Genomic DNA, 24,821 nt, shown 5'->3' with positions numbered 1-24,821 from the left:
AATAAGGGTATTTCTATTCTACTAGCGACATAAAAGGAAATATGATGAATAAGAATCCTCCTGATATAATTTTGGATATGCTGTAAAAAAACGCCCCCTATTGGGGACGCTCCAGCGTGAATTGCTCTCCTAGCTTCGCATAGTTGTTCCCAGCCAAACGACTTACTGGACGCAACTCCTTAGCAATCACATACGTATTTTGATACGCTTCCTCGGACAAATGATACTGCACTACGCGTCCGATTAACAGATCACAGGCAGGTGTGTCCTCCTGACCTCCCAACGGTATAACCTGTTCCAGAATACATTCCATACGTATTTTCGCTTCTGTCACACCGGGAACTTCGATTTTTGTACTTTTGACCGGGGTAAGGCCTGCCAGTGTAACCTCACTCTCCTGCGGCAACAGACGGGAAGCCGTCACATTCACCGCTCCCACATTGTCCTCGTCTGTGATATGTACGACAAAAGCCTTATGCTCCATCGCATTACGTGCTGTATCTTTGGGTACTCCATCAACACGTTGTACGGATACAGACAGCAGTGGCGGTTCAGAAGCTACGATGGAAAAATAACTGAACGGCGCACCATTCAGCACCCCTTCGCTGCTCAAAGTCGTTACAAAGGCTACCGGCCTTGGGATGATACTTCCGGTCAACAGCTTATAATTTTCACGCCCTGTAAGCGTGTCAGGATTCAACGAAATCATTTTTCTCCCTCATTTCCGATTACAATCGCTATTCGACTGCACATCATCAAGTTTCGCCTGATAAGCAAATGCACCATTAGTTAGCGACATGGATGACATCTCAGGCTTCCCTTTCAGTATCGCGTGAATGATACGAAATGTAAAGTTGGAGCCGGAAGATCTCCCTATTTTTCAATTATATTTCCTCGGCTATCGCGCACAGTAACCGTAATTCCCTCAGGTACAGCAATCGTAACATCAAGCTGCTGCTGAGTCTGCATAAACCGTGTCGGAATTTGACCCAGTAATACATACAAGGTATCGCCGATTTGCTTGGTCTGATATAAATCTTGCCCCTTTATTTCGTCCTCTTTGCCTGTGTATACATAACTCCCGAACACATGCACCTCCGGTGAGGTGGTTGCATCAATTTTGACCGCATAAGGATCTTCTCCCTGTACAATCACCTTGGTCACTCCGGCAGGCAGTTTTTCATGCCAGTCTGGGATAAGCCTTGTTTCCTGAACCGAACTCATTATTTCTCTGACTTGCGGAGTGATCCCCAATGAACTGACCAAGGCAAATCCGATACAGCAAAAAACCAATACCGCCGTAATAAACATACTGAATAAATCATAACGAATGCGCTCACGCGTCCCTTTCCAAGCAGTATACATTAAAATTTCCAACCCCAGCAAAACAAAAACGACAGGCCACCAGGTCAAAGCCTGGTCCAGTATGCCCGCTCCCCAAAACTTGGAGGCAAACGTTATGCCCCCCAGCAGGACGAGGAAAAGTCCCATTGACAGCCTTCCGACTTTCCACACCCCTGCCGGAGCGTTTGACGCTTTAGAGGAACTATTTTTGTTAGACGATGTACCAAATATACCTGTGGAGCCTCCTCCATCGCTATGAGGATGATGGGCTCCCTTAAAGGGAGCCTCACTCTTTGAAAACTCAGTATCCATTCTATTGCTTCTCCTTTACTCGTTTAGATTTGGAATTCCCAATCATCATCCAAATACCACCGCCAATCAACAATAAGGATACGATAATCGTCCGTAGATACATGTCAACCAAATTATAAATCTCTCCATTCGGAAACAGACGATCCAGAGTAGGAACTAGTACGTTGATTAAGATGTAATAGGCGCCCAGCAATAGCAACCCCAAGCCTACCCAGCGGTGATATTGTGCAAACATACCGATCACAGGCTTGTCGATCAGCGGCTCCCGTCCATAACGGCTTACTTGCTGCAACGCATCAAAAAAGCTGTAAAACCAAACCACCGGAATCAGGAACAAAAAGAGTGAAAGATATAGCACGTCCAGTACATAGATGCCTCCTAAAAACAGAAGCATAAGCTGGAGTCCACGCTTTTGCAAACCGATATACATATGTCCAGCACCGGGAAATACCGATAAAATGGTAGCCAGCATTTTACTCCGCCGTCCCTCGACTCTTCCATGCTCCAGTTCCTCAAACAAAGTCCGGTCCTGAAGCATTTCTCCCGCTTGTTTGCGATGTACATGCTGCACCGCATCAAACATGCAATACAGCCAAATGATCGGCAGCACGCCCGCAAACGCCAAAAATCCGGATTCGTTTGTAATGCTGGTAATAAAAACGAGGATCGCTCCAAAGCCAAAGAAAGATAGCAGAAAAGACAAACCACGCTGCATCAGCCCCAAATGAAGGTGTCCCAATCCAGGAATGAACGACAGCAAAATCGTAAAAAAGCGTTCATTCTCCGATCCTTTTTGAAAAGCAGGTGATCCTGCCATACCATAGTGTCCTTGTTGATAATGGTTATAGCCCGGACCATATCCCATTCCTGCTCCCGGTGCATCCACATCCGCGTCTGTTGCCCCCTCCGGTACCTCTCCCGTTGAACCTGCATGTCCATAAGGCCCACTTTGCGAGTAATAACCATATGGATTGGGTCCTGCATGTGGGGGATATGGAACAGCAGCTGCACGAGAATCATAACGCAACAAGCTAATAATGATATGCAGCATACTCAGCCCCCAAAAAAGAGCGGCAACAAACATACTGGCCAATAAAGGTAATTCGTCTCTTGAAACCACTGAAAAAAATAATCCTCCCGCCAGACATCCGAAAAACAAAATGGTGTATACAAACGCATTGGCTTTTCTGGTCCAGTAATAGTGACCCACACCGGGAATGATGTTCAATAGAAATGCCAAGAGCTTGCTTCTTTCCGTATAAGGCATCGCTACACTTCCTTTCTATTTATGGGATTTAATAAAGTCCCCATTTGAAGGTTGTTGTTTGAGTTTTTTCATCTCAGCCTTTATCCGATGATTTAGGGCTTTAATTTATCGAGCCAGGTTGTTGTAGCTCGCATGACCTCTTCACTGTAAGAAACGCGTTCTTTTGGAGGAATCGGCTTTCCATCTGTTTGCGGCATCATTTTGTCAAAGGCTCCACTGGACAATAAGATCAACGTTAGGCTTGCGGCGACAACGTAGTGAAACACAGGTTTTTCAAACCAGCGGCGTTTTTTAAACAGAACTTGATTCGGTTCAGCTTCTATCTCGGGAAGAACGGCCATTACCTGATCTGTGAAGCGCTCCGTATCCATCCAGGCAGAATAATCTTTCATAGTTGACTCCAGTTGCTCCAGTGCGACAAGATATAGCATCAGCGCCTGTTCGTCTTCCAGCAGGAGCTTTTCCAGCCGGGCAGACTCCTCTATCGTGCAAGTTCCTGCAATGTAAGCATGCCAGTCATTCGATTTCCCTTCAATCCACGGTTTATCCTGTTGGTCAGTCATTGCCATTCCTCCTCCTTCCAGTGGTTTCGAATCCATAGCCGCGCCCGATAGAGCCTCGACTCTACTGTTTTTAAAGCTACCTGCGTCTCTTCTGCAATTTGGTCGTAGGTTTTGCCCTGCATATAATAGGCTTGAATAATATCCCGATGTTGCTGGGGCAACTGGGCGATTTTTTGCGATAGTTCTTCAATTTGCTCCTCGCGAATGAGACGAGCCAGCACATCCTCATCCCGGGAAGGGAGCTGTACAAGGGATTGTGCGACGTCTATAAGCTCTGCGGGTCGTCTGTCCTGTTTGCGCTTAATATCCAGCGCTTTGTGGAGCGCAATTCGGCTCAGCCACGTTTTAAAACCTTCGTTCCGGTACTGGGGGAGAGACTTGTACACCTGAACGAATGCCTCCTGCGCGGCATCTTCTGCTTCCTTGCTGTCATGCAGTACCGAATAGGCGACATGAAATACATGCTTGCTGTACAGCTCTACGATCTCACGGAACGCCTGCCGGTCACCGGACCGTATTCGTTCAATGATTCTCTCTATATCAATGACGCTCTCCCCCTTCCCAATACTATAGACGCCAGGAAATTTCCTTCCCCTGCATATTTCAAAAAAATATTTAAAAAGGACACACCCTCCTGACGGAATGGTGTGTCCTCTATCATTAAAGCCTATTTACTCGCTTTCATTTCGGCTTAGTTCACGCGCACAGGCGATATTCCAGATTGTTCTCATTGCACATTAGCCAATTTGCAGTGACAACCTCGATACATAAGTCTACTGCTTAGCCTAAAAGGCTTAGACCGATATATCAATTGCGTCCGCCACCACGGAATCGCTGGGCGTATTCTTTGGCATCCTGTGCATTACGAACACGGTTTCGGCTCCACTCCAGCAAAATACGGTCTATATACCGGAAATGTACCTTCCCTGCAAATACCGCTTCCTTCAAAGCCAGCAAAATCAGCTCCTCGGGATACCGATCCTGATCCACCCAGCTGGTGATCGTCTCGTATTCCATCGGTGACAATGGTCGCCCGAATTCTTTCTCAAAAATCGTAAACAAATTCCGTTCTTCTGTAAGCGGGGATTCTGCTATTCCATTCAGTAAATCCGGCTTTCCAGCAAACAAAATGTCATCTTCATCGTGCTGCTCGTTACGCTCAGCGATCATACATTCTGCCAACTTACGATACAGCCCCGTCAAATTGTAACGTTCGAATTGTACGGATGAGCTGCGGTCTTCTACGGAATCGATTCTCAAAAATCCTTCTTTCATGAGCTTACTGAAATAGAGTGCGATTTCGTTCGCAGTACATCCGATGCGGGTCTGCAATTGTTCCCATGTCGGAAATTCATTACGTTCCGCTTGTTTAAAGGCAAGCAACTGCATCAGTAGCAGCATTTCAGCATCTGTCAGCCGAAGTGTCCGATAATGCTTGAGCAGGGCATAGGGAATCTGGACCATTCCGGCTTCCATAGCAAAGGCTACTCCCTCCGCCCATTCTGCCGCTGATGTCTTGTCGAATGATCCGGTCATCGGTTACGGATACAAACGATACAGCATACGTGGGAACGGAATCGTTTCACGTACATGATCGAGTCCACAAATCCATGCTACTGTACGCTCCAGGCCCAGTCCAAAGCCGGAATGCGGAACGGTACCATAGGTGCGCAGATCCATATACCATTGGTAGGCTTCACGAGCCAAGTTATGCTCGTTAAAACGTTCTTCCATCAATGCTGGATCATCAATCCGTTGGGAACCCCCGATAATTTCACCATAGCCTTCAGGAGCGATCATATCGGCACACAGAACAACCTCTGGACGGGTTGGGTCTGGTTTCATATAGAATGCCTTAATGTGAGTTGGCCAATGTGTAATGAACACAGGTTTGTTATATCTTTCAGCAATCGCCGTTTCATGAGGAGCACCAAAGTCTTCGCCCCATGGGATATCGAAACCTTCACCTTGAAGGAAGGCAATCGCCTCATCATACGTAATACGTGGGAATTCGCCTTGGATTTGCTCCAGCTTCGAAACATCGCGTCCGATTGTTTCAAGCTCCTTCGCACAGTTTTTCAGGACAGATTGCACGATATGGCTTACAAACTGCTCCTGAACGCGCAAGGATTCTTCATGATCCACAAAAGCCATCTCAGGCTCGATCATCCAGAACTCAATCAGGTGACGACGTGTTTTGGACTTTTCCGCACGGAAAGTTGGACCAAAGGAATACACTTTGCCCAGCGCCATTGCCGCGGCTTCCATATACAACTGTCCGCTTTGTGTCAAATACGCATCTTCATCAAAATATTTAATGTGGAACAACTCTGTTGTACCTTCTGCAGAGGAAGGAGTCAAAATAGGTGGGTCAACCTTCGTAAAGCCGTTGCCGTTAAAGAATTCCTGTACAGCACGGATAATTTCCGCCCGTACGATCAGAACAGCACGTTGCTTGGCGGAACGCAGCCACAAGTGACGATGATCCATCAGGAAATCTACACCATGCTCTTTGGGTGTAATCGGGTAGTTTTCGGTCAAATGAATAATTTCAATGCCTGTAACCGTTAATTCAAAGCCCGATTGGCTACGCGGTTCTTCACGCACCACTCCAGTAACGTAAAGGGAGCTCTCTTGAGTCAAGGATTTGGCGTCATTCCAAATATCCTCGGACACTTCGCTTTTCACGATAACCCCTTGAATATACCCGCTACCATCGCGCAGTTGCAGGAACTGAATTTTACCACTAGATCGTTTATTGTTTACCCAAGCGCCGATTGTAACCGTTTCCCCTACATGGCGGCCCACTTGGGCAATCGTACTTTTATTCGTCATGACCGTCTCTCTCCTCTTAACCGAAAATCAAACAGCCCTTCCCCCTGGGTCAGGCTGTTTGCTCTCGCTGTTTGGTGCATGCGGAACTCAAACAATAGTCCGCATGCATAAAGTTTACACTTTCGAACCGAACTACTGAACCAGACGGAACGTGTCGCGGGCAATAACCAGTTCTTCGTTCGTTGGAATGATCAGTACTTCTACCTTTGAATTTGCAGTTGTAATCCGACGAGGCTCGCCAGAACGAATAGCATTCAACGATTCATCCAGCTCGATACCGAGGAATGTCAATTGCTCCAACACTCTCTTACGCAGAACGATGGAGTTCTCGCCTACACCTGCTGTAAATGCAATTACGTCTACCCCGTTCATTGCGGCAGCATACGATCCAATGTATTTGCGCAGACGGTATTCATACATTTCGAATGCCAATGTAGAATTAGCTTCGCCTTTTTCCATACCTTCTGTGATTTCACGCATGTCACTGCTGATACCAGAGATAGCTAAAAGTCCACTATGCTTGTTCAACATGGAATTGACTTCATTGACAGTCAATTCTTCTTTGTTCATGACATAAGGTACGATTGCTGGGTCCAAATCACCACTACGAGTACCCATCATAAGACCTTCCAATGGAGTCATACCCATGGAAGTATCAACAGACAAACCGCCTTGAACTGCTGTTACACTACCACCATTACCGATATGACAAGTGATAATCTTCAGGTCTTCCAAAGGACGACCAAGGAATTTGGCGGCTTCCTTACTTACAAAATCATGGGAAGTGCCGTGGGCACCGTAACGACGAACCTTATACTTATTGTACAACACTCTTGGAATGGCGTACATATAAGCTTTTTCAGGCATAGTTTGATGGAACGAGGTATCAAATACCACAACCTGTGGTACATCTGGCATATTCAATTCAGCCGCTTTAATCCCCATCATGGAAGCAGGGTTATGCAGTGGCGCCAGGTCAAACAAGCGACGAATTTCACTCTTCGCTTCAGGCGTTACAACTGCTGACTGTTTGAAGATTTCGCCTCCATGAACCACACGATGGCCCACAGCCTGAATTTCACTAGTACTGGAGATTACACCATGTTCAGCATCTGTGAGTACGTTCAGCACTTTACGGATGGCTGTAGTATGTTCCAAAATCTCGCTAACTTCAGTGTATTCTTCTTTATTGGTTGGCTTATGCGTCAGAATGGAGGAATCCATACCGATGCGCTCTACCAATCCTTTTGCCAGAACGGACTCGTCCGTCATATCATACAATTGGTATTTCAGGGAAGAACTCCCTGCATTGATTACGAGAATTTTCATATCCGGTCACCATCCTTGTCGTACTTAAAGAAGCCTTCGCCCGATTTCACGCCCAAATTACCTGCACGCACCATTTTCTTCAGTACGATGGACGGACGATATTTCAATTCGCCGAATTCACGGAACATACGCTCCAGAGCAGCTAAAACGGAATCCAGACCAAAGCGGTCAGCCATTTCCAAAGGACCGCTTTGGAAGTTATATCCGATTCGCATAGCGTCATCGATATCATCAGCGGAAGCCACGCCTTCTTGAAGTACATGGGCCGCTTCGTTAATCAGCAGACAGATAATCCGGCTTGTTACGAATCCAGGAGATTCATAAATCATGACTCCTTTTTTCTCCACTATCTCTTCCACGAACATTTTAGTGTTTTCAAATGTATCGTCCGAAGTTTTCAAACCACGAATAATTTCTACAAGATCAATACGGGATACTGGATAAATAAAGTGCATACCAATAACACGCTCAGGATACTTGGTCGAGCTAGCAAGCTCGGTCAGGCTCAGCGTGGATGTATTACTTGCAAGAATAATATTGCTTGGACACACATGGTCTAGCTCTTGGAACACTGCTTTCTTCTCGTCCAGATTCTCTGTAATAGTCTCAATGACCATATCACAGCTGCCGAGCTCCGCTAAATGGATTACTTTTTGAATACGGGATAAGATCAATTTTTTCTCAGCTTGAGTAATTGCCCACTTTTCCAGTTGTTTGTCCAGACTCGTTTCAATCATATTGTAGGCGTAGTCTAGTTTCTCTGGTGTCTGCTCTACCAGCAGCACATCGATTCCTTTGGACGCGAGCATTTCAGAAATCCCCTGTCCCATGGTGCCGCCGCCGATGACGCCGATTTTTTTAAATTGCATGATTCTTTACTCCACCCTTTCCTGGTCACTCTCATATATTGTATCCTTCTTTGTCGAAAAATACATGTTTATGTCCCAATAGATAATAATATCTTAGCACGGACTAAAAGTAAAAAAAAATAACCAGCATAAAAAATTATGCTGGTAATAAAGCATTTTCACTAAATTGACATCTAAATTGGTCTCCAGACAGAGTTTCTTCCTTCATCAGGATGTCAAGTGAGTTGTCGAACACAGGACGATGCTTTTCCAGCAGCTCCAAAGTTCGGGTATGCAGGTCAGCCATAATCTCGCCATTTTCCCGCATGAGTTCTTCTTTGGTTACCATTTCCATGTTAATAATGCCAAGTGAAGTCAAACCGGAAGTCATCATCGTATGAACGATGTTCAGCGCCTGCTCAAAATCATTACTTGAGCCAGTACTGCGACCGCCATAGTACATTTCTTCCGCCGTAGCCCCTGCGAGCGAGATCATAATTTGCTCCTCCAGGAACTGCTTGGTGTATAAATAATGCTCTTGCTGTGGATTGTGGCGCACATAGCCAAGCGCTTTCCCACGTGGGCTAAGTGCTACCTGGCTTACGCTACCGGGACGAACAATTTCGGCCATAATAGCATGTCCTAGTTCATGAATCGCTACACGTTTTTTCTCTTCCAAGGTCGATTCTCGGTCTGTCTTTTCACCCATCATCACTTTGTCAATCGCCATCGACAGATGCTTCTGCGCAATCATTTTCTGATCCTGTCTCATCGCATAGATTGCCGCTTCATTCATCACGCTCTCCAGCTGTGCGCCGGAAAACCCGTAAGATTCCTCAGCAATTTTGTCCAGATTTGCATCTTCCTGAATCGGTTTGTTTTTGGCATGAATTTTTAGAATATGAAGACGGCCCTTCTTGTCAGGCAGATCCACTTGAATATGACGATCAAAACGCCCTGGACGCGTTAAGGCGCTGTCCAGCATTTCTTTACGGTTTGTTGCCGCAATGATCAAAATCCGCGGTGTATCTGCGGAATAAATACCATCCATTTCTGTCAGCAACTGATTCAAAGTCTGATCATATTCTCGTTGCTGTCCACCCTCACGTTTACCACCAATTACATCGATTTCGTCAATAAAAATAATTGCATTTTCCTTCTTTTCCTTGGCTGCACGAGTACGCGCCTCCCGAAACAACTCACGGACACGACCCGCTCCAACACCAACGTACATTTCAACAAATTCACTACCTGAGGCTGCAACAAATACAGAATTAGTGTAGTGTGCCGCTGCCTTCGCCATCAGCGTTTTTCCTGTTCCCGGAGGACCAGTGAGCAAAACGCCTTTTAATGGACGGATACCAAACTTGGAAATTTCATCATGTCGATTCAAAAAATCCAGGGCCTCGCGCAGTTCCTGCTTAGCGCTTTCTTGCCCACCGATTTCCTCAAAAGTCAGCTTGTCCGGACCATTTTTTTTACGTTTACGCTCTTGCCCAGCACCTACGGCCAAACCGCCACGCGCATGCATAAGCATTAACAAGCCGCTGAGCATCACGCCAGCAACCAGAAGAGGGATAATATTTACCCCAATAAAAACGAGAAATATAATGGTTACCGGCACAATGCCGATTAATATTTCCTTAATCCATCTAGGCATTAGGCCATACCCCCATTTGCTGAGATTGACGTGGCAAAACGATAAACTTGGTCGCTTTACCTTCGCTGAGTCGGATATAGACATTGTTCGAATCCATGTCGGTATCAGCTTTGATACCCGTCTTTTTCTTTTTCATCTGCTCAACTGTAGATGAAATTTGAGTATACTTTTTATTTTCCATCGCTTCGGCCACAGGAAACATAGCCTCAGACCACCATTGATTCAGTGCTGAATTGGAACGATCTGCGATATCCAGCTTAATGGTGCGGCTGCCAATGATGGATTGTCCTTTTTGCTTAACCACATCGACCAATCTGGCCACATCCGCCTGCGGTTTGAGATCTAGTTTCAATACAACCTGATCCTGTTTAATATCTATTTGAGCGCTTGTCACGCCTGGATATTGAGATACCAGTTTTTCCAGAGGACTTTGCATTGTAACCTGACGGTAAATGAACCATCCCCCAAATAGCAGCAAAGCTGCCAAAACTGCCGCCACAACGATAGGAACTGCACGCAATTTCAAACAACATCCTCCTCTCAAAATGTAAAACCCAGAAGAAACGGGACGAATGTCAACAAACAACCAAATTGCATGATCTTATAGTGATCAGCAATTCTTTTTTCTATCATTTTTGTCTATCACTTATAAAATATAGTATATCATAACGTATATCTAATATCGAAGGCAATGTGTGGAGGAGTTGTGATGAGGCAAAATCTTTGGTTATGGTGGAGGCGAGACGCTGCGTGTAGGATTTGATCTTACGATCGCTGTTGCCCGCCACAAAGATGAATTTGACCTAGGAGAGAAGATGGATAGGTAAAGATGCTTCACTGGCTTTCAGCCAGCTTTACGGCATAGCAAAACTAAAAGACGTAAATACGAATTTTGTCGTATTTACGTCTTTTTCTTGAGCTTTTAATCATTTACTAGTCATTCATTCCACATTTGCCAATCCTCACACCAGCTCAGTTATTGGGCAAAGTATATTTCACACCCGTCGCTACCCCATCTGAGAAACGATAAAAGGTGTAGTAATGATGACTTCCATCATCGTAAAACAACTGCCACACATATTCGCCATTGAACACACTCGGCTGAAGCCTTACAATTTTTGCACCTGGAAGCTGCTGCTGAATTATTGCCGTCATTTTTTGCTCATCGACTCCGTTCTTCAGCAACTCGGTGTGAACACCGCTATTATCTGCGGCAGGTATGTTAGGTTTTCCTTCCACTTTTTGAAAAGGAACCCACACCATTATATTTTCATTCTGTGCATTTTTCCCTTGAACCACCCAATATACCTGATCCCACACAGACTTCCATGTTTGAGTCGTGCTAACCAGACCACCTGATTGCTTGGCCTTAATGATAGCGGCATTTTCCTCAGCCACCTGGTCTTGAGTAACATAGGAATAATACCAGAAAATGCTGATCAGGATCAGTATCACGGCCAAAATGGCGACCGCTATCCACTTTTTCTTATTTTTCAAACCCGTGCTTCCTCTCTAAGGGGATGTGACACCTAAATTAGCGCGACAGCAGCCCTTCAAAGGCGGCTTGTGCCTCATGTTTGATACGTTCCTCGTCCATAGTCAGGCATTCGCCGTTTTTCACAACCTGGCGACCGTCTACCCACACATGAGCCACGTCCTTGGCGCTTGCAGAGTATACCGCATGGGAAATAAGATCTGTACGCGGCAAGAAATGTGCCTGATTCAGATCCAACGCGATAAAGTCAGCCTTGTTGCCTGCTGCCAACGCTCCTACTTCTTTTAAACCAATCGACTTTGCACCGTATTCTGTTGCCAGACGCAGCGCTTCACTTGCAGGAACTGCCGTAGGGTCACCGGATACACCCTTGTGAATAAGTGCCGCCAGACGCATTTCCTCGAACATATCCAGGTTATTATTGCTGGCAGGACCATCCGTTCCGAGAGAAACAGTAACCCCTGCACGCAGCAATTCAGGCACTCTTGCCACACCACTTGCCAGCTTCAAGTTGCTACCCGGATTGTGCGAAACCGCTACACCACGTTCAGCCAGTAAAGCTATTTCTTCGTCGTTCAAATGAACGCCATGGGCAACAAGCGAAGGACGGGAGAAAAAGCCAAGCTTATCCAAATGTGCAACTGGACGCAAACCGTAGTCGCGTACGTTTTGCTCCACTTCGGCGATCGTCTCAGACATGTGCGTATGCAGTGGCAAGTCCAGATCATGCGCTGCTTGTACGAATTTTTCAATAAACGCAGGTGGACATGTGTATGGCGCGTGCGGAGACATCATCGTTGTAATACGCCCGTCTGCTTTACCATGCCAGTTACGTGCAAAAGTCACGGCCTCAGCCAGCTTGATTCGCTGTTCTTCTTCCGAGCATAGTCCAATTGCTCCACGCATCAGACTTGCACGAATACCTGACTCTTCAGCTACACGAGCCACCTCATCCATATGATCGTACATGTCCAGGAAGGTCGTTGTTCCACCTTTCAGCATTTCCAGCACAGACAAGGACGTACCCCAGTACACGTCGGTAGATGTAAACTTGGCTTCCATAGGCCACATTTTTTCCTGAAGCCATACTTGAAGTGCCAAGTCATCTCCATGCCCACGCAGCAGAGACATCGCCGCATGACCATGAGTATTAATCAGACCAGGTAAAAACAATAACCCTTTACCATCAATCGCTTCCGTCTCTTCCTCACCCGCAGGCAAAGTCTCGCCAATGTAAGTAATGCGGCTATCCTCCACAATCATAAAACCATGGACTACCCCAGCTTCTGATCCATTTACGGCAAAAGAGCCGTTTTTAATCATCCATTTATTCACTGTCATATTGTGTTTCTTCCTTTCCGTCCTCCAAATAATAAGCGAGGCTAAGCAAATCAGTTGTAAAGTCTGTGGCATGAATCCGAATGTTGGCCGGTGCCTTGAGAGTAGTCGGTGCAAAGTTCAGGATCGCTCCAATTCCGCTCTCAATAAGCCTGTCAGCCACGTGCTGTGCTTCAAAATCAGGTACGGTAATAATCCCGATTCGAATGTTTTTTTCTCTCACAGTGGCTTCCAGTTCATCCATCGGTTGAACGACCAATGTATTGATCTTGGTCCCTACCTTATCTGGAAACGCATCAAATACTGCTACAATCTTCATATTGTCTTTTAAATAAGCGTTATAATTCGAAAGGGCTTGCCCCAGATTACCCGCACCGACCAATACGACATTAATTTGCTGGTCGATTTTCAGGATATGGCGTATTTTCTCAATTAGATAAGAAACATCATAACCGATACCCTTCCGACCAAAATCTCCAAAATAGGCGAGATCTTTACGGATTTGGGCCGGGTTCAAATCTAGCCTCTGTCCCAACTCTTGAGAAGAGACCGTAGCCACCTCCCGTTTGTGAAGTGCATTCAGATAACGTAAATATACGGGTAACCTCCGTACGACAGCCTCTGAAATTTTATCTGATTTCATACTTGCTCCCCCTAATTGTAACGAACATACTTAGTGTCCGTCCGTTATGCCTCTGTCTCCGGGGCGGATTGGAGCCATTCGGCGATGCGGGGCACCATTTGCTCCGATGGCATATGCTCCATTTTTGGTCCCGGTAACGAGTACAAAAAGTGCTTTCCGTAATAGGATTCGATCACACGCGTATCGTAAACGATAACGACCCCGTGGTCGCTCGCTGTACGTACTAACCGACCAAATCCCTGTTTGAAGCGAATGACCGCTTGTGGTACAGACAGCTTCATAAATGGATTCTTCTTCTGCTGCTGAAGCAGCTCGCTTTTTGCCTCCAGCAACGGGTGATTCGGCGGTTGAAACGGCAAGCGAACAATGGCCAGACAAGTCAGAGCCTTTCCTGGAATATCGACGCCTTCCCAGAAGCTGCTGGTTCCCAGCAATACAGAAGCTTTGGCTTCCTGAAAACGGCGGGTTAGCTTGCTGCGACTCCCACTGTCCACACCTTGTCCCAGCACAGTAATTTCGCTGGATGCTAAGGCCTCTTTGAGCGGCTCATACACTTGCCGGAGCATCCGATAGGAAGTAAACAGAACGAGCATTCTCCCCCGCGTCGCCTGAGCAGTCGCTCCTAGAGAGCTAACGAGCATATCTACAAAGTGTGCATCTCCTACACTGCCCTTCACGCTTGGGAAATCCCGTGGAATGACCAGCAACACCTGATCCCTGTAATTAAAGGGTGACGGGAGCTGCGAAGTCATCAGCCGCTCTTGATCTGCGGCCTCCTGCAAGCCGAGCTGATCGATCATGTACTGAAACGACTTATCTACCGATAAGGTAGCAGACGTCAGAATAATGCTTCTTTTTTTGTCAAAAAACATTTCTTTCAACTGGCGGCTCACATCGACGGGCACCGCATAAAATTGCAATGATTTACTACGGAATTGCCCACTCGCTTCGAGCCAGTATACGGTTGTTTCATCATCGAGTCGGATAAAAAAGCGCAAATTTTCTCGGATTCCCGCCAAATCCTTGAGCAGACCCGTGATATCTGTAATAAGGCTATCTGCCGCATAATCGTCATGTTCTTCCTTGACGTCCAGCATCAGCTTGTCGCCCTTGCGCAAAATTTCGCTCATCGTTACATATAGCTGATTTTCCAAAGCACCCGCCTGATCCCACTTTGCAGGCTTGGCCGAAGGTTTGAGACGGGAAGAAAACTGTCCTGTTTCACCCGGTGTCGCATCGCTTCGCTCTGGCAACATGCCAAACAGCTTGTCGCTTAGCAGGTCCCAAGTTTCCTTAACCTCTAACACGAGCGGATACATCTGGTCGATGGTTGAAGCCCAATCCGCCGACTTCTCGTGCCCCGATTTTGCCAACTGTTGACGAAGTGAAGGCAGTTGTCCATTCTTGCTGTCTTTGAACAGTCGCGTCAGTGTATGCACGAGTGTGAAATATTTCATATGCATACCTAGGTGCTTACCAGCTACTTCCTCCAGGTGATGGGCTTCATCAATCACCAGATGTTCATAGCTCGGCAACAACTGGTGACTGGCTTTGACGTCTGTGAACAACTTAGAGTGATTCGTAATAACGACATCCGCTATTCCTGCTTCATGGCGTGCACGATGATAATAACATTTGCGGAACCATGGACAAGAACGACCAAGACAGGACTCTGAATCACTCGCCACCGTTTCCCAGAAATCCCCTCCACGGTTGCTCAGATTCAGTTCTTCATCATCACCGGTTTCTGTTAGCGTCAACCAGACGATCATCTGAGCCGCTGTAATTAAGTCTTCCTTCGGTGTCGCGAAGTCTCTTCTGTTTATTTTATGTTCAAACTTACGCAGACACAAATAATGTCCCCGACCCTTGAAAATAGCAGCCCGGAACGGAAACGGAATCACCTTGGTCAGCATAGGAATGTCGCGCTCGCGTAATTGCTCCTGCAGGTTGATCGTATGTGTACTTACCATAACGCGCTGTCCTTTTTTTACACTGTGATACAGCGATGGGAGCAAATAACCGAGAGACTTTCCTGTTCCTGTACCTGCTTCGATCAGCAGATGCTTGTCTTCACTCAGTGCCTGATTTACACCCTCAATCATCTGTATCTGCGCCTCGCGCTCCTCATATTGGCTCAAGGATGAACGCAAATTGTCCCGCACATCATCCATGTACTCCTCAAAGGAAACACCTGAAAGTGGATTCGGGTCATCTTCTCTACGCGGTGCAGCTAGCTCCGTCCAATCTTCCACTTTTAGCGCAAGCTGACGAAAAAACTGATGTCCCTCCAAATCCTGAATAGGATCAAGCTCTTTCTCTTCACGCACCCCATCAAGAAACCATCCAAGGTCACTGTCTTCCTCTGCAAACAAATCACTAAGCCGCTGTATCGTTATCAGAGGTAATGCTTGAAGCTCACCCAGACACTTTAAAAACACCTCAGCCGTAGCCAACGCGTCGCTGTCTGCTTGGTGAGGGCGATCATGCGCCAGCCCGAACTCAGAAGACACAAAACCTAACTGATACGAAGATAGCGATGGAAACATAATTTTCAGAAAATCCATTGTATCCAAGATTCTTCCGCTAAACGGCAAATATCCGCACCGATCCAGAGCGTTTTGCAAAAAATTAAAATCAAACGCCACATTATGACCGACCAGCACAACATCGTCCAGCATAGGCACGAGCTCCATCATCATTTCTTCAAGTGCAGGAGCATCCTTGACGTCATCGTCTGTAATTCCGGTCAATCCAGTGATAAAAGGTGGAATAGATCTGCCAGGGTTCACATAAGAGCCGTAAACACGGGAAATGCTGTTATCATGATCTATAATTGCAAGTCCGACTTGAATGATGTCATCCGCGGACTGGGTGCCTGTCGTTTCAAAATCCAATACCGCAAATTTCATTCGGGCTTAATCCTTTCTTATGACACTTACAAAAATAATAACTCTATATATTAGCATAGCAGAAGATCGCCTGTTTGGAAATTAAGACAGCCAAAAAAGACGATGCACACGCCGCCTGAGGAGGTGGGCATGCATCGTCTTACTCGGTGTCTGACAACTACATCCAGGTCATCATGGAGCTGTCGTATCGAAGCATTTCGGTACCGGACAAACAGGCTTCCATATTGTGCAGCGGCTCGGGTAACGCAGGATCGAACTGATGTGCGAGAGCAAAACATTTTTGCGCCTCCTCTACGTCAGCCTGCTTTGCCAACAGACAGCCTAGCGCATTATAGATGACCGCCTTTAGTCCTGCCTGCTCAGTCAGGTCCAGCACCTTCTGAAAATGGCATACAGCCTCTGCTGGATCATCCAGTTGAAAATAGGCCATTCCCATATACATGCGACTCTGCCAGCTGTTCGGAAAATGCTGTAGTACCTGCTCAAATTGTTGGATCGCCTCAGGGTACATAAGTAATCGATAATACCCTTGCCCCCGATTAAAAGCTGGCAGCTCTTTTTCTGGCAGCTCAGTGTCAGACATATCGGTCTCTGCGGAAAATCCGGCCGCACGCAAGCAAACCATTTTTTCCTCAAAGGCCAGCCACTCATCCATAATTCCGTCACTCATTCTCCGCAGCAGACTCCAGTGCTGTAGCAGCTCCTGCCTGCGGGAGCCCTGGGCTGATGGGTAATGCTTCACGATATCATCTAACATGCTGTTCATTTCTGCGAATACATGCTGGAACATGTGCATCCCGCCCTTATGAAAGATGGATTAATACACTCACATTTTTCGCTTAAAAGACGGGTTTCATCCGCACTCCCATTCATTACATGATCGTCGCGTGTACTTCTTTGTTCATCGTTTGGGCTGGTTTATTATGTTCATCAACAAATACCACTGTTGGTTTGTATGTTTTGGCCTCTTCATTCGACATGGAAGCATAGGAAATAATAATGACTGTATCACCAGGCTGCACCAAACGGGCTGCCGCACCGTTGAGACAGATCACTCCGCTCCCACGCGGTCCGGGGATAACATAGGTTTCCAGTCGAGCTCCATTGTTATTGTTTACAATTTGAACCTTTTCATTCTCCAACAGATCCGATGTCTCCATGAGATCTTCATCTATAGTGATACTCCCCACATAGTTCAGGTTAGCTTCCGTAACGGTAGCGCGGTGAATTTTGGATTTCATCATGGTTCTAAACATGGGAAAGCACCTCCGCCTTCTGTATTCTTATATTGTCAATCAGTCGGGTATTGCCAAATTTCACAGCCAGCGCTACGATGACGTCTTCCTGAACATCACATAGCCGTTGCTCGGGAAGAAGGGGCTCCAGACCGGGAAAAGTTAATATTTCAATGTAATCAATGTCTGCTAAAGGAGAGGAAGTAATGGTGGACTCCACCATTTGATGTAGCTGACGAATCGTAATTGTGTTTGTTACAATATCTTCGCTCACTTCTTGCACCTTACGCAATGACTGGGACAGCACCAACGCCTGCTCGCGCTGTTCTGCACTTAAATACACATTACGGGAGCTGAGGGCCAAACCATCCGCCTCTCTAACGATGGGACAAGGTACGATAGTCACGTTCATATTGAGATCAGTCACCATCTGCTGGAGCACAGCAACCTGCTGCGCGTCCTTCATTCCAAAAAAGGCCAAATCAGGACCTATCATGTTAAAAAGCTTGGCTACCACCGTAGTCACACCATCAAAATGGCCGGGACGGGAGGCACCGCACAAGCGATCTGTCAAAGCGGATACACGAATTTTGGTTTGGGTTGGTTGTGGATACATTTCTGCTACAGTTGGCAAAAATACAATATCCACGCCCTCGCGCCGTGCTACCTCCAAATCACGAGCTTCATCGCGGGGGTAGCTTTCCAGATCTTCATTCGGTCCAAATTGAATCGGATTTACGAAAATGCTAAGCACCACCGTATCTGCCATTTCACGCGCCTTGTGCATCAAGCTCGCATGTCCTTCATGCAGGTATCCCATTGTTGGTACAAAGCCGACTTTATGTTGCTGTAAAGAAGCAGAATCGTTTATTGTTTTTGCTCCGTTTGTCCCAAGCTGCCGACGTTCAGCAATAATCTTGCGCAGCTGAGCCACTTCTCTTACGATGATCATGACCGAGATTCCACCTTTTCCTTAGCTTGTTCCTGTGTCTGTCCTTTTGCCTTACCGTATAGGGATTCCACAACGCGGTCATCCGCGCTGAACACATGCTCTGCGGCCGGAAATGCCCGCCCTTTCACATCACTCACATACTGCTCAATGCTGCTGCGGATCAAGCCGCCTACATCGGCATAGGTTTTAACAAAGCGTTTGCTGAAATAAGGCGATGCGTACTGAATCAGATCGTGATAAACAAGTACCTGACCGTCACATCCACGTCCAGCACCAATTCCAATGGTTGGAATGGAAAGCTCTTTAGAAATCGCTGTTGCCACTTCCTCAGTTACCAATTCCAGTACAACGCCAAAAGCACCCGCCTGCTCCAGCGCCTTGGCGTCCGCCATCAACCGGCGTGCGTCCGCTTCGTCCTTGCCTTGAATGCGATAGCCGCCAATTTGATTAACCGATTGCGGAGTAAGCCCGATATGTCCCAATACAGGCACACCTGCCTGAACAGTTGCTTTTACGACATCGGCAATTTCAGCTCCGCCCTCCAATTTAACAGCATGCACATGTCCTTCCTGCATCAGACGGCGGATGCCCTGAAGACTTTCTGATACGCTGCTGTGATATGTCATAAAAGGCATGTCCGCTACGATAAATGTATGTTCCGCGCCTCTTGCGACTGCCCGGGAATGGTACACGATATCATCCAAGGTTACAGGGATGGTTGAATCGTAACCAAGAACTACGTTACCCAGCGAGTCACCTACGAGAATCATGTCAATTCCCGCCTCCTCGGCTATTTTAGCCGATGGATAATCATAGGCGGTCAGCATACTGAGCGGAATGCCCTCTTGCTTCATTTTTTTCATTTTCACAATATTCAGTGCTTGTTTTCCTGCCATTGCGAATGGCTCCCTTCCATCTTTTTTTGGCACAAAAAATAACCTTTTATGAACGCCTGTACATCTGCGTCATCAAAAGGTCCGAACAGCCAAAAAAGACACTCATTTTGAGATCGTCCCTTCTGTCTCGGTCCTGTTCGGCTCAGAGCAGAATCCAACGTAACCTTCAAATGAAGTTATGATGGTCTTACAAACTTGCTAAAGTAGAGCATGTGCCCCTGGAGTGCAGCTCGGACCGTCCGATGCCGCCTCCTGCACAGTATAACAAAAAACATCAGCTTTTTCACGTGAAGTTTTGCACAGGGAATAGAACGATTTCGGTCGTTTTCATAGCTAAGGTCGCTTCTATAATTGTATATCCCCTGAAATGACCTGAATTCGCTCTCCCTGATCCGTTTCTATCACGAGTGCCCCGGAAGGGTCCAAGCCAACAGCTGTACCTTCTACAGTTATCCCTTGTCCGGTATGTGCCCGTACACTACGGTTCATAGTCACGGACAAAGCCTCCCACAGCATGGCTATAGGCTGGAACCCCTGCTCGGCATACAACTTACTTAGCTGTTCCATCTCTTCCAGCACTGAGGCAATCAGCACAGTACGGTCAATTTCACGCCCTGCTTCTATTTTCAATGACGTTCCCACCTGCGATAACTCTTCCGGGTAATCTTCTTTATTCAAATTTACGTCAATGCCGATCCCTGCAATACAATAGCGAACCCGTTGATCCTCTGTTGCAGATTCCAACAGAATACCGGATACTTTGCGACCATGAATCAGCAGATCGTTTGGCCATTTGATACCAGCCTCCACACCCGTCAGCCGACGAATGGCTCTACACACTGCTACACCTGTAAGTAGCGTTAGCTGGGGGGTAAAAGCCAAAGGCTGGGTAGGGCGCAACACAATGCTCAACCAGACTCCTTTGCCACGAGGTGAATACCACTTCCGCCCCAGACGTCCCCGACCTGCCGTTTGTTCCTCTGCAAGCACTACTGTCCCCTCTGGCGCGCCCTCTTCTGCCAAACGCATGGCATCCTGCTGAGTGGATACCGTCGAATCCAGTACAACGATACGCTGGCCAAACGATTGGGTATTTAATATATCGGCCAATTTGGAGACTTCTAGCCGATCCGGTCGGGATATCAACCGATAGCCCCGACGCGAGGAGGCATCAATATTGTAGCCCAACTCACGCAGTTTGTTGATCTGCTTCCATACTGCTGTTCGGCTAACCGAGAGCCGTCGGCTGATTTCCTCCCCTGATACGTAATCGGATGTACCTTCCTCCAGTATGCCTAACAATCTTTCATGATTATTCACTACTCATCACCCGTTTCGCTTCCTGAAGCAATGTTTCTGTTTCATTCGGAATATCTCCACAGGCAACAGCTTGTAAAAGCTGTTCCATCATCTGACCCAGCCAAGGTCCGCCTGGTCGATTCATCTCCTGAACCAGTTCATTTCCTGTAATATTTAAATCTTTGATACGAACGACTACAGCCTGCTTTGTCCACAAGCTTGCCAGTTCGGCTGTTTTCGCCACATGCTTTTCTACCCATGGCGGTAATCCGCGGAATGTAGCAGGCAGTGTATTGTAAAGATCAAGCCAGTCTGAAGCTGTATCCTTTCCCAGTCTAATTAGCAGTCGAATCCAGCTACGACGCAGTGCCTCATCGTTGATAATGTCAGACTCCTCCGTAACGGAGTCGCCAGCTATGACACTAGTACTGTAGATTAATTCGGTCTCCCATTCCAGCAAATGAACCAGCCGAAGTCGTACCGCGTTGGAGAAGGTCCAAGCTCTTAGTAGCTCGTCAGCTACCTCTGAGGTAAGTCTACAAGACATTAAGAGCAGGCCCCACCGCAGTTCTTCTTGCAGTTGAACGATCCCCTTGAGCGCTTGTGCTTCACATTGCTCCCAGGGAACCGGAACCTTCGTACAGCCGAGCAATCCGCTACGCCCCAGCATCTCCAACCCACGTAAAGGGTCAGGGCCCGCCAGCATCTTTTCCAGCTCGACCCGCACACGTTCCATGGCTATGTAACGAAGTCCCTCTCTGCGCCGAATCATACCTTTCCAGGTGTTGAATGCAACGCGGAACCGAAATACAGAGGCAAAACGGATGCAACGCAGCATCCGCAACCCGTCCTCCTCAAAGCGTTCCTCGGCTCGGCCTACACAACGAACGAGAGCAGCTCGTAAATCGGCTTCTCCCCCAAACGGGTCCACCCGCTCTCCGTGTTCTGCCATCGCAATCGCATTCATAGTAAAATCCCGTCGCATCAGATCCTCACGGATATCCTTCACGAAGGCAACTTCCGTTGGGCGGCGGTGATCGGCATAACCGCTTTCCGTACGAAAAGTGGTCACCTCGAACGCATGACCACCCTGCATGACCGTAACCGTCCCATGCTGAATCCCTGTCGGAATGACGTGAGGGAATAGCGCTATGACCTGTTCAGGCTCAGCCGAAGTGGTCAAATCCATATCATGAATAGCTCGTCCTAATAGCTCATCCCGCACACAACCACCGACCCAGTAAGCTTCGTGTCCTGCTGCTGTTAGTGTATGTATGACCTCTCTACCATGAAGAGCCATCTCTTGGTCAGCATATTGCCAAGTATTTGTATTCACAGGGTTTCCCCCTTTGCAAGTATTCAATATAAAAAACGGACGCGAGTCCGCCCCCTTAAACGCTGATCGGTTTAAGATCCGGCACCTCGCGTCCCAACACACGGTAATATATTTCTTCATATTGACGGGTAATCAGCTTATCACAGAAAACGGTACGGGCGCGTGTCAGACACGCTTCACGGAAACGTTCCGCCATCGCTTCATCGGACAACAGCTCTACTGCATAATCAGCCATTGCCTCCGTATTACCGATTTCAGCAAGATACCCTGTAGTTCCATGCACAACGAGTTCAGGTACTCCCCCTGCCTGAGAACCGATTGTCGGCACTCCACAGGCCATTGCTTCCAGCGCAACCAGACCAAAACTTTCTTTTTCCGAGGGAAGCAGCAGTACATCCGCCATAGAAATCACTTCTGCGATCTGATCCTGCTTACCTAAAAAGAAGACCTTATCTTGCAGACCTAAAGTCTCGATTTTGCAACGGATTTTTGGAAGATCCGGTCCTTCCCCCACCAACAGAAGCTTCGCAGGTACTTTACGTTGCACTCTTTCAAATATATCCAACACATCTCCCACCCTTTTGACAGGACGGAAATTGGAAATATGCATCATTATTTTTTCATGCGGTTGGGCAAAATCACTTCTAAGCGCAGCGGCATCTCGTGGATAATATACCCGTTTATCTACAAAATTGTAGGTTAAATCAATAGGCCGTGTAATTTCCAACGCATCTATCGTCTCCCGAATCAAATCCTTGGAAACCGCTGTCACAGCGTCACTTTTGTTAATAGCCAGCCGAATCAGGTCCTTCAACGACTCATCCTGTGCCAACACGGTAATGTCCGTACCATGCAAGGTGGTTACCACCTTCAGATGATCACCCACCATTTCCTTCGCCAAGTAAGCGCATACTGCATGTGGTACCGCATAATGAACATGGAGTACGTCCAAATTCTTCATTTGTGCGACTTGGGCCATTTTGGTCGCCAGTGACAAATCATATGGCGGATATCTAAACACGTAATAATCGTTAACTTCAACCTCATGATAAAAAATATTTTTCTGAAACGCCCCGCCTAATCTGAACGGAATGCTATTGGCAATAAAATGAACCTCGTGCCCTTTTTCTGCCAGCAACTTGCCCAGCTCAGTAGCCACTACGCCGGAGCCACCCAGCGACGGATAACAGGTAATTCCAATTTTCAGTTTGTCATTCAAGCTAAGCTGCCTCCTTCCGCCCATCAGTGATAACTTTTCTGCCGATTTATTTTAACATTCTGCAAAATGCTCAAGTATAGAATTCTTATGTCAGGATTTTGCTAAATTCGATTCCAATCGCTCCGAAGTACAAGATATAGACAAACTAAACCATTTCGATCTATATCTTATCATTGGAAGTCGCCTATTGGATTTTTGCAAAATCCTTATGTGAATAGCTTAACCAGGTATGGCGTTTTGGACGCAAAGCCTTCTGCATACGAAATCAGTTTGCGCTGACCCAACAACGAGTCGCGAGCTTTTACGCGTTCTACATATCCCTGATTTAATGGTGTGGATACTGTATCCTTTCCAGGCGTTGCCTGAAATTGCGAAGCATAACTCAACAACGACTGTTCCTTAGCTTCATAATGCTCGGTAATATCCACAATCAAATCCGTTCTGCCAATATCATTAATAAAATAAAAATATAATTGCTCTACCTGTACCGCAGGATTTTCTGGCATAAAGCGTCGCAACTTGGCGTTAAATACCGCTTCCTCCACCAACTTGCTGCACATGACATGGTCTGGATGCCGATCCTCCCAATAAGGAGCGAATACAACTTTCGGTGCATGGCGTCGAATTTCTGCTGTAACTGCAGCTACATGTTCAGGAGTCACATTTAATCCACGATCAGGCAGACCCAAATTCGTACGCACAGCAAGCCCGAGCACTTTCGAAGCATGTTCAGCTTCTGACATACGAGTATCCACATCACCATTGGATGACATTTCAGCCCGCGTCAAATCGCACACGCCCACCTTTAAACCAGCGGCTGTATGCTTGGCAATCGTGCCACCCATTCCTATTTCTGCATCGTCGGCATGGGCTCCGAAAATCAGGATGTCCAACGTCATTTTACATCACCCTGCTGGTCGATGCCCGGTTTATATTTATGTACCAGCTCACGCCAAGCAAAATCGCCACGGTCTAGTGCTTTGACCAGTATTTCAGCAGTTGCAACGTTAGTTGCCAAAGGGATCCCCTGCACGTCACACAAACGTAACAAGGCGCTAATGTCCGGCTCATGCGGTTGTGCCATGAGCGGATCACGCAAGAATATAATCAAGTCCATGTCATTTTGCGCAACCATAGCCCCGATTTGCTGATCTCCTCCAAGCGGCCCGGACATGAAACGGTGAATTTGAAGCTTGGTTTGCTCCATAATGCGCAGACCTGTTGTACCTGTTGAAAATAATTGGTGATCTGTAAAAACATGCTCATAGGCCGTTATGAAATTCACCATTTCATCCTTTTTTCGGTCATGCGCTATAAATGCAATCTTTAACATTCAAA

Annotated in this window: 24 protein-coding genes; all 24 read right to left on the bottom strand. The window is 46.9% G+C overall.

Features of this window, described 5'->3' with window-relative positions; translation table 11 throughout:
• Positions 1–97: 97 nt before the first annotated feature.
• Positions 98–709, bottom strand: coding sequence for a flavin reductase family protein (locus tag MKX59_RS11980; protein WP_023989123.1), 612 nt, complete (start codon positions 707–709; stop codon positions 98–100).
• Between the two features lie 164 nt (positions 710–873).
• Positions 874–1,656, bottom strand: coding sequence for a hypothetical protein (locus MKX59_RS11975; RefSeq protein WP_023989124.1), 783 nt, complete (start codon positions 1,654–1,656; stop codon positions 874–876).
• A gap of 1 nt (position 1,657) precedes the next feature.
• A complete protein-coding gene (locus MKX59_RS11970) occupies positions 1,658–2,923 on the bottom strand; it encodes a hypothetical protein (RefSeq protein ID WP_023989125.1) in 1,266 nt (421 codons plus the stop codon).
• A 92-nt stretch (positions 2,924–3,015) separates the two neighbouring features.
• Positions 3,016–3,486 (bottom strand): hypothetical protein, encoded by a 471-nt coding sequence (locus MKX59_RS11965; protein ID WP_023989126.1) that lies wholly within the window; start codon positions 3,484–3,486, stop codon positions 3,016–3,018.
• On the bottom strand, positions 3,483–3,971 hold the full coding sequence (locus MKX59_RS11960; RefSeq protein ID WP_048481510.1) for an RNA polymerase sigma factor: 489 nt from the start codon (positions 3,969–3,971) through the stop codon (positions 3,483–3,485). Before MKX59_RS11960 ends, MKX59_RS11965 begins: the two co-directional genes overlap by 4 nt.
• Positions 3,972–4,293: 322 nt before the next feature.
• Positions 4,294–5,022 carry a DnaD domain-containing protein gene (locus tag MKX59_RS11955; protein WP_023989128.1) on the bottom strand — a complete coding sequence of 243 codons (729 nt, stop codon included), beginning with the start codon at positions 5,020–5,022 and terminating at the stop codon, positions 4,294–4,296.
• 3 nt (positions 5,023–5,025) lie between these two features.
• Entirely contained in the window at positions 5,026–6,321 is a 1,296-nt protein-coding gene (asnS, locus tag MKX59_RS11950; RefSeq protein ID WP_013310674.1) for an asparagine--tRNA ligase, read from the bottom strand.
• A gap of 132 nt (positions 6,322–6,453) precedes the next feature.
• A complete protein-coding gene (locus MKX59_RS11945; RefSeq protein WP_023989129.1) occupies positions 6,454–7,650 on the bottom strand; it encodes an acetate/propionate family kinase in 1,197 nt (398 codons plus the stop codon).
• Positions 7,647–8,519 carry a 3-hydroxyacyl-CoA dehydrogenase family protein gene (locus MKX59_RS11940; RefSeq protein WP_023989130.1) on the bottom strand — a complete coding sequence of 291 codons (873 nt, stop codon included), beginning with the start codon at positions 8,517–8,519 and terminating at the stop codon, positions 7,647–7,649. The genes MKX59_RS11945 and MKX59_RS11940 overlap by 4 nt, the downstream gene beginning before the upstream one ends.
• A gap of 136 nt (positions 8,520–8,655) precedes the next feature.
• Entirely contained in the window at positions 8,656–10,158 is a 1,503-nt protein-coding gene (locus tag MKX59_RS11935; protein WP_025723104.1) for an AAA family ATPase, read from the bottom strand.
• Positions 10,151–10,684 (bottom strand): hypothetical protein, encoded by a 534-nt coding sequence (locus MKX59_RS11930; protein ID WP_023989132.1) that lies wholly within the window; start codon positions 10,682–10,684, stop codon positions 10,151–10,153. Before MKX59_RS11930 ends, MKX59_RS11935 begins: the two co-directional genes overlap by 8 nt.
• A gap of 446 nt (positions 10,685–11,130) precedes the next feature.
• Positions 11,131–11,655, bottom strand: a complete 525-nt coding sequence (locus tag MKX59_RS11925) for a cell wall elongation regulator TseB-like domain-containing protein (protein ID WP_023989133.1) — start codon at positions 11,653–11,655, stop codon at positions 11,131–11,133.
• Positions 11,656–11,692: 37 nt separating this feature from the next.
• Positions 11,693–12,994, bottom strand: a complete 1,302-nt coding sequence (locus MKX59_RS11920) for an amidohydrolase (RefSeq protein ID WP_023989134.1) — start codon at positions 12,992–12,994, stop codon at positions 11,693–11,695.
• Entirely contained in the window at positions 12,981–13,634 is a 654-nt protein-coding gene (locus tag MKX59_RS11915; protein WP_023989135.1) for a redox-sensing transcriptional repressor Rex, read from the bottom strand. The genes MKX59_RS11920 and MKX59_RS11915 overlap by 14 nt, the downstream gene beginning before the upstream one ends.
• A gap of 44 nt (positions 13,635–13,678) precedes the next feature.
• Complete coding sequence (dinG, locus tag MKX59_RS11910; protein ID WP_053325663.1) at positions 13,679–16,546, bottom strand: ATP-dependent DNA helicase DinG; 2,868 nt, start codon at positions 16,544–16,546, stop codon at positions 13,679–13,681.
• A 157-nt stretch (positions 16,547–16,703) separates the two neighbouring features.
• On the bottom strand, positions 16,704–17,336 hold the full coding sequence (locus tag MKX59_RS11905) for a tetratricopeptide repeat protein (RefSeq protein WP_023989137.1): 633 nt from the start codon (positions 17,334–17,336) through the stop codon (positions 16,704–16,706).
• An 82-nt stretch (positions 17,337–17,418) separates the two neighbouring features.
• Positions 17,419–17,802, bottom strand: a complete 384-nt coding sequence (gene panD, locus MKX59_RS11900; protein ID WP_013371641.1) for an aspartate 1-decarboxylase — start codon at positions 17,800–17,802, stop codon at positions 17,419–17,421.
• Entirely contained in the window at positions 17,795–18,733 is a 939-nt protein-coding gene (gene panC / locus MKX59_RS11895) for a pantoate--beta-alanine ligase (RefSeq protein ID WP_023989138.1), read from the bottom strand. Before panC ends, panD begins: the two co-directional genes overlap by 8 nt.
• Positions 18,730–19,629 (bottom strand): 3-methyl-2-oxobutanoate hydroxymethyltransferase, encoded by a 900-nt coding sequence (panB, locus tag MKX59_RS11890; RefSeq protein ID WP_023989139.1) that lies wholly within the window; start codon positions 19,627–19,629, stop codon positions 18,730–18,732. Before panB ends, panC begins: the two co-directional genes overlap by 4 nt.
• Before the next feature lie 345 nt (positions 19,630–19,974).
• The gene (locus MKX59_RS11885; RefSeq protein WP_028540649.1) at positions 19,975–20,949 is read right to left on the bottom strand and encodes a biotin--[acetyl-CoA-carboxylase] ligase; all 975 of its coding nucleotides are present in this window, start codon (positions 20,947–20,949) and stop codon (positions 19,975–19,977) included.
• On the bottom strand, positions 20,942–22,264 hold the full coding sequence (locus MKX59_RS11880; protein WP_028540648.1) for a CCA tRNA nucleotidyltransferase: 1,323 nt from the start codon (positions 22,262–22,264) through the stop codon (positions 20,942–20,944). The genes MKX59_RS11885 and MKX59_RS11880 overlap by 8 nt, the downstream gene beginning before the upstream one ends.
• A 55-nt stretch (positions 22,265–22,319) precedes the next feature.
• Entirely contained in the window at positions 22,320–23,483 is a 1,164-nt protein-coding gene (gene bshA / locus MKX59_RS11875) for an N-acetyl-alpha-D-glucosaminyl L-malate synthase BshA (protein ID WP_023989143.1), read from the bottom strand.
• A 206-nt stretch (positions 23,484–23,689) separates the two neighbouring features.
• Positions 23,690–24,382: a bacillithiol biosynthesis deacetylase BshB1 gene (bshB1, locus tag MKX59_RS11870; RefSeq protein WP_023989144.1), complete on the bottom strand. Its 693-nt coding sequence runs from the start codon at positions 24,380–24,382 to the stop codon at positions 23,690–23,692.
• The gene (gene mgsA, locus MKX59_RS11865; RefSeq protein ID WP_023989145.1) at positions 24,379–24,816 is read right to left on the bottom strand and encodes a methylglyoxal synthase; all 438 of its coding nucleotides are present in this window, start codon (positions 24,814–24,816) and stop codon (positions 24,379–24,381) included. Before mgsA ends, bshB1 begins: the two co-directional genes overlap by 4 nt.
• Positions 24,817–24,821: the final 5 nt, after the last annotated feature.

Origin of the sequence: Paenibacillus sp. FSL R7-0340, from assembly GCF_038002205.1 — a bacterium.
Classification (GTDB): domain Bacteria; phylum Bacillota; class Bacilli; order Paenibacillales; family Paenibacillaceae; genus Paenibacillus; species Paenibacillus polymyxa_B.
The sequence above is the reverse complement of the archived record's forward strand: the minus strand, read 5'-3'. Positions and strand labels throughout refer to the sequence as shown.

Bases quoted from the DNA above. Each gene is read 5' to 3' on its own strand.
- MKX59_RS11980 (WP_023989123.1), bottom strand. From the start codon at position 709: ATGATTTCGTTGAATCCTGACACGCTTACAGGGCGTGAAAATTATAAG.
- MKX59_RS11975 (WP_023989124.1), bottom strand. From the start codon at position 1,656: ATGGATACTGAGTTTTCAAAGAGTGAGGCTCCCTTTAAGGGAGCCCAT.
- MKX59_RS11970 (WP_023989125.1), bottom strand. From the start codon at position 2,923: ATGCCTTATACGGAAAGAAGCAAGCTCTTGGCATTTCTATTGAACATC.
- MKX59_RS11965 (WP_023989126.1), bottom strand. From the start codon at position 3,486: ATGACTGACCAACAGGATAAACCGTGGATTGAAGGGAAATCGAATGAC.
- MKX59_RS11955 (WP_023989128.1), bottom strand. From the start codon at position 5,022: ATGACCGGATCATTCGACAAGACATCAGCGGCAGAATGGGCGGAGGGA.
- asnS (WP_013310674.1), bottom strand. From the start codon at position 6,321: ATGACGAATAAAAGTACGATTGCCCAAGTGGGCCGCCATGTAGGGGAA.
- MKX59_RS11945 (WP_023989129.1), bottom strand. From the start codon at position 7,650: ATGAAAATTCTCGTAATCAATGCAGGGAGTTCTTCCCTGAAATACCAA.
- MKX59_RS11940 (WP_023989130.1), bottom strand. From the start codon at position 8,519: ATGCAATTTAAAAAAATCGGCGTCATCGGCGGCGGCACCATGGGACAG.
- MKX59_RS11935 (WP_025723104.1), bottom strand. From the start codon at position 10,158: ATGCCTAGATGGATTAAGGAAATATTAATCGGCATTGTGCCGGTAACC.
- MKX59_RS11920 (WP_023989134.1), bottom strand. From the start codon at position 12,994: ATGACAGTGAATAAATGGATGATTAAAAACGGCTCTTTTGCCGTAAAT.
- MKX59_RS11915 (WP_023989135.1), bottom strand. From the start codon at position 13,634: ATGAAATCAGATAAAATTTCAGAGGCTGTCGTACGGAGGTTACCCGTA.
- dinG (WP_053325663.1), bottom strand. From the start codon at position 16,546: ATGAAATTTGCGGTATTGGATTTTGAAACGACAGGCACCCAGTCCGCG.
- MKX59_RS11905 (WP_023989137.1), bottom strand. From the start codon at position 17,336: ATGTTCCAGCATGTATTCGCAGAAATGAACAGCATGTTAGATGATATC.
- panD (WP_013371641.1), bottom strand. From the start codon at position 17,802: ATGTTTAGAACCATGATGAAATCCAAAATTCACCGCGCTACCGTTACG.
- panC (WP_023989138.1), bottom strand. From the start codon at position 18,733: ATGATCATCGTAAGAGAAGTGGCTCAGCTGCGCAAGATTATTGCTGAA.
- panB (WP_023989139.1), bottom strand. From the start codon at position 19,629: ATGGCAGGAAAACAAGCACTGAATATTGTGAAAATGAAAAAAATGAAG.
- bshB1 (WP_023989144.1), bottom strand. From the start codon at position 24,382: ATGACGTTGGACATCCTGATTTTCGGAGCCCATGCCGACGATGCAGAA.
- mgsA (WP_023989145.1), bottom strand. From the start codon at position 24,816: ATGTTAAAGATTGCATTTATAGCGCATGACCGAAAAAAGGATGAAATG.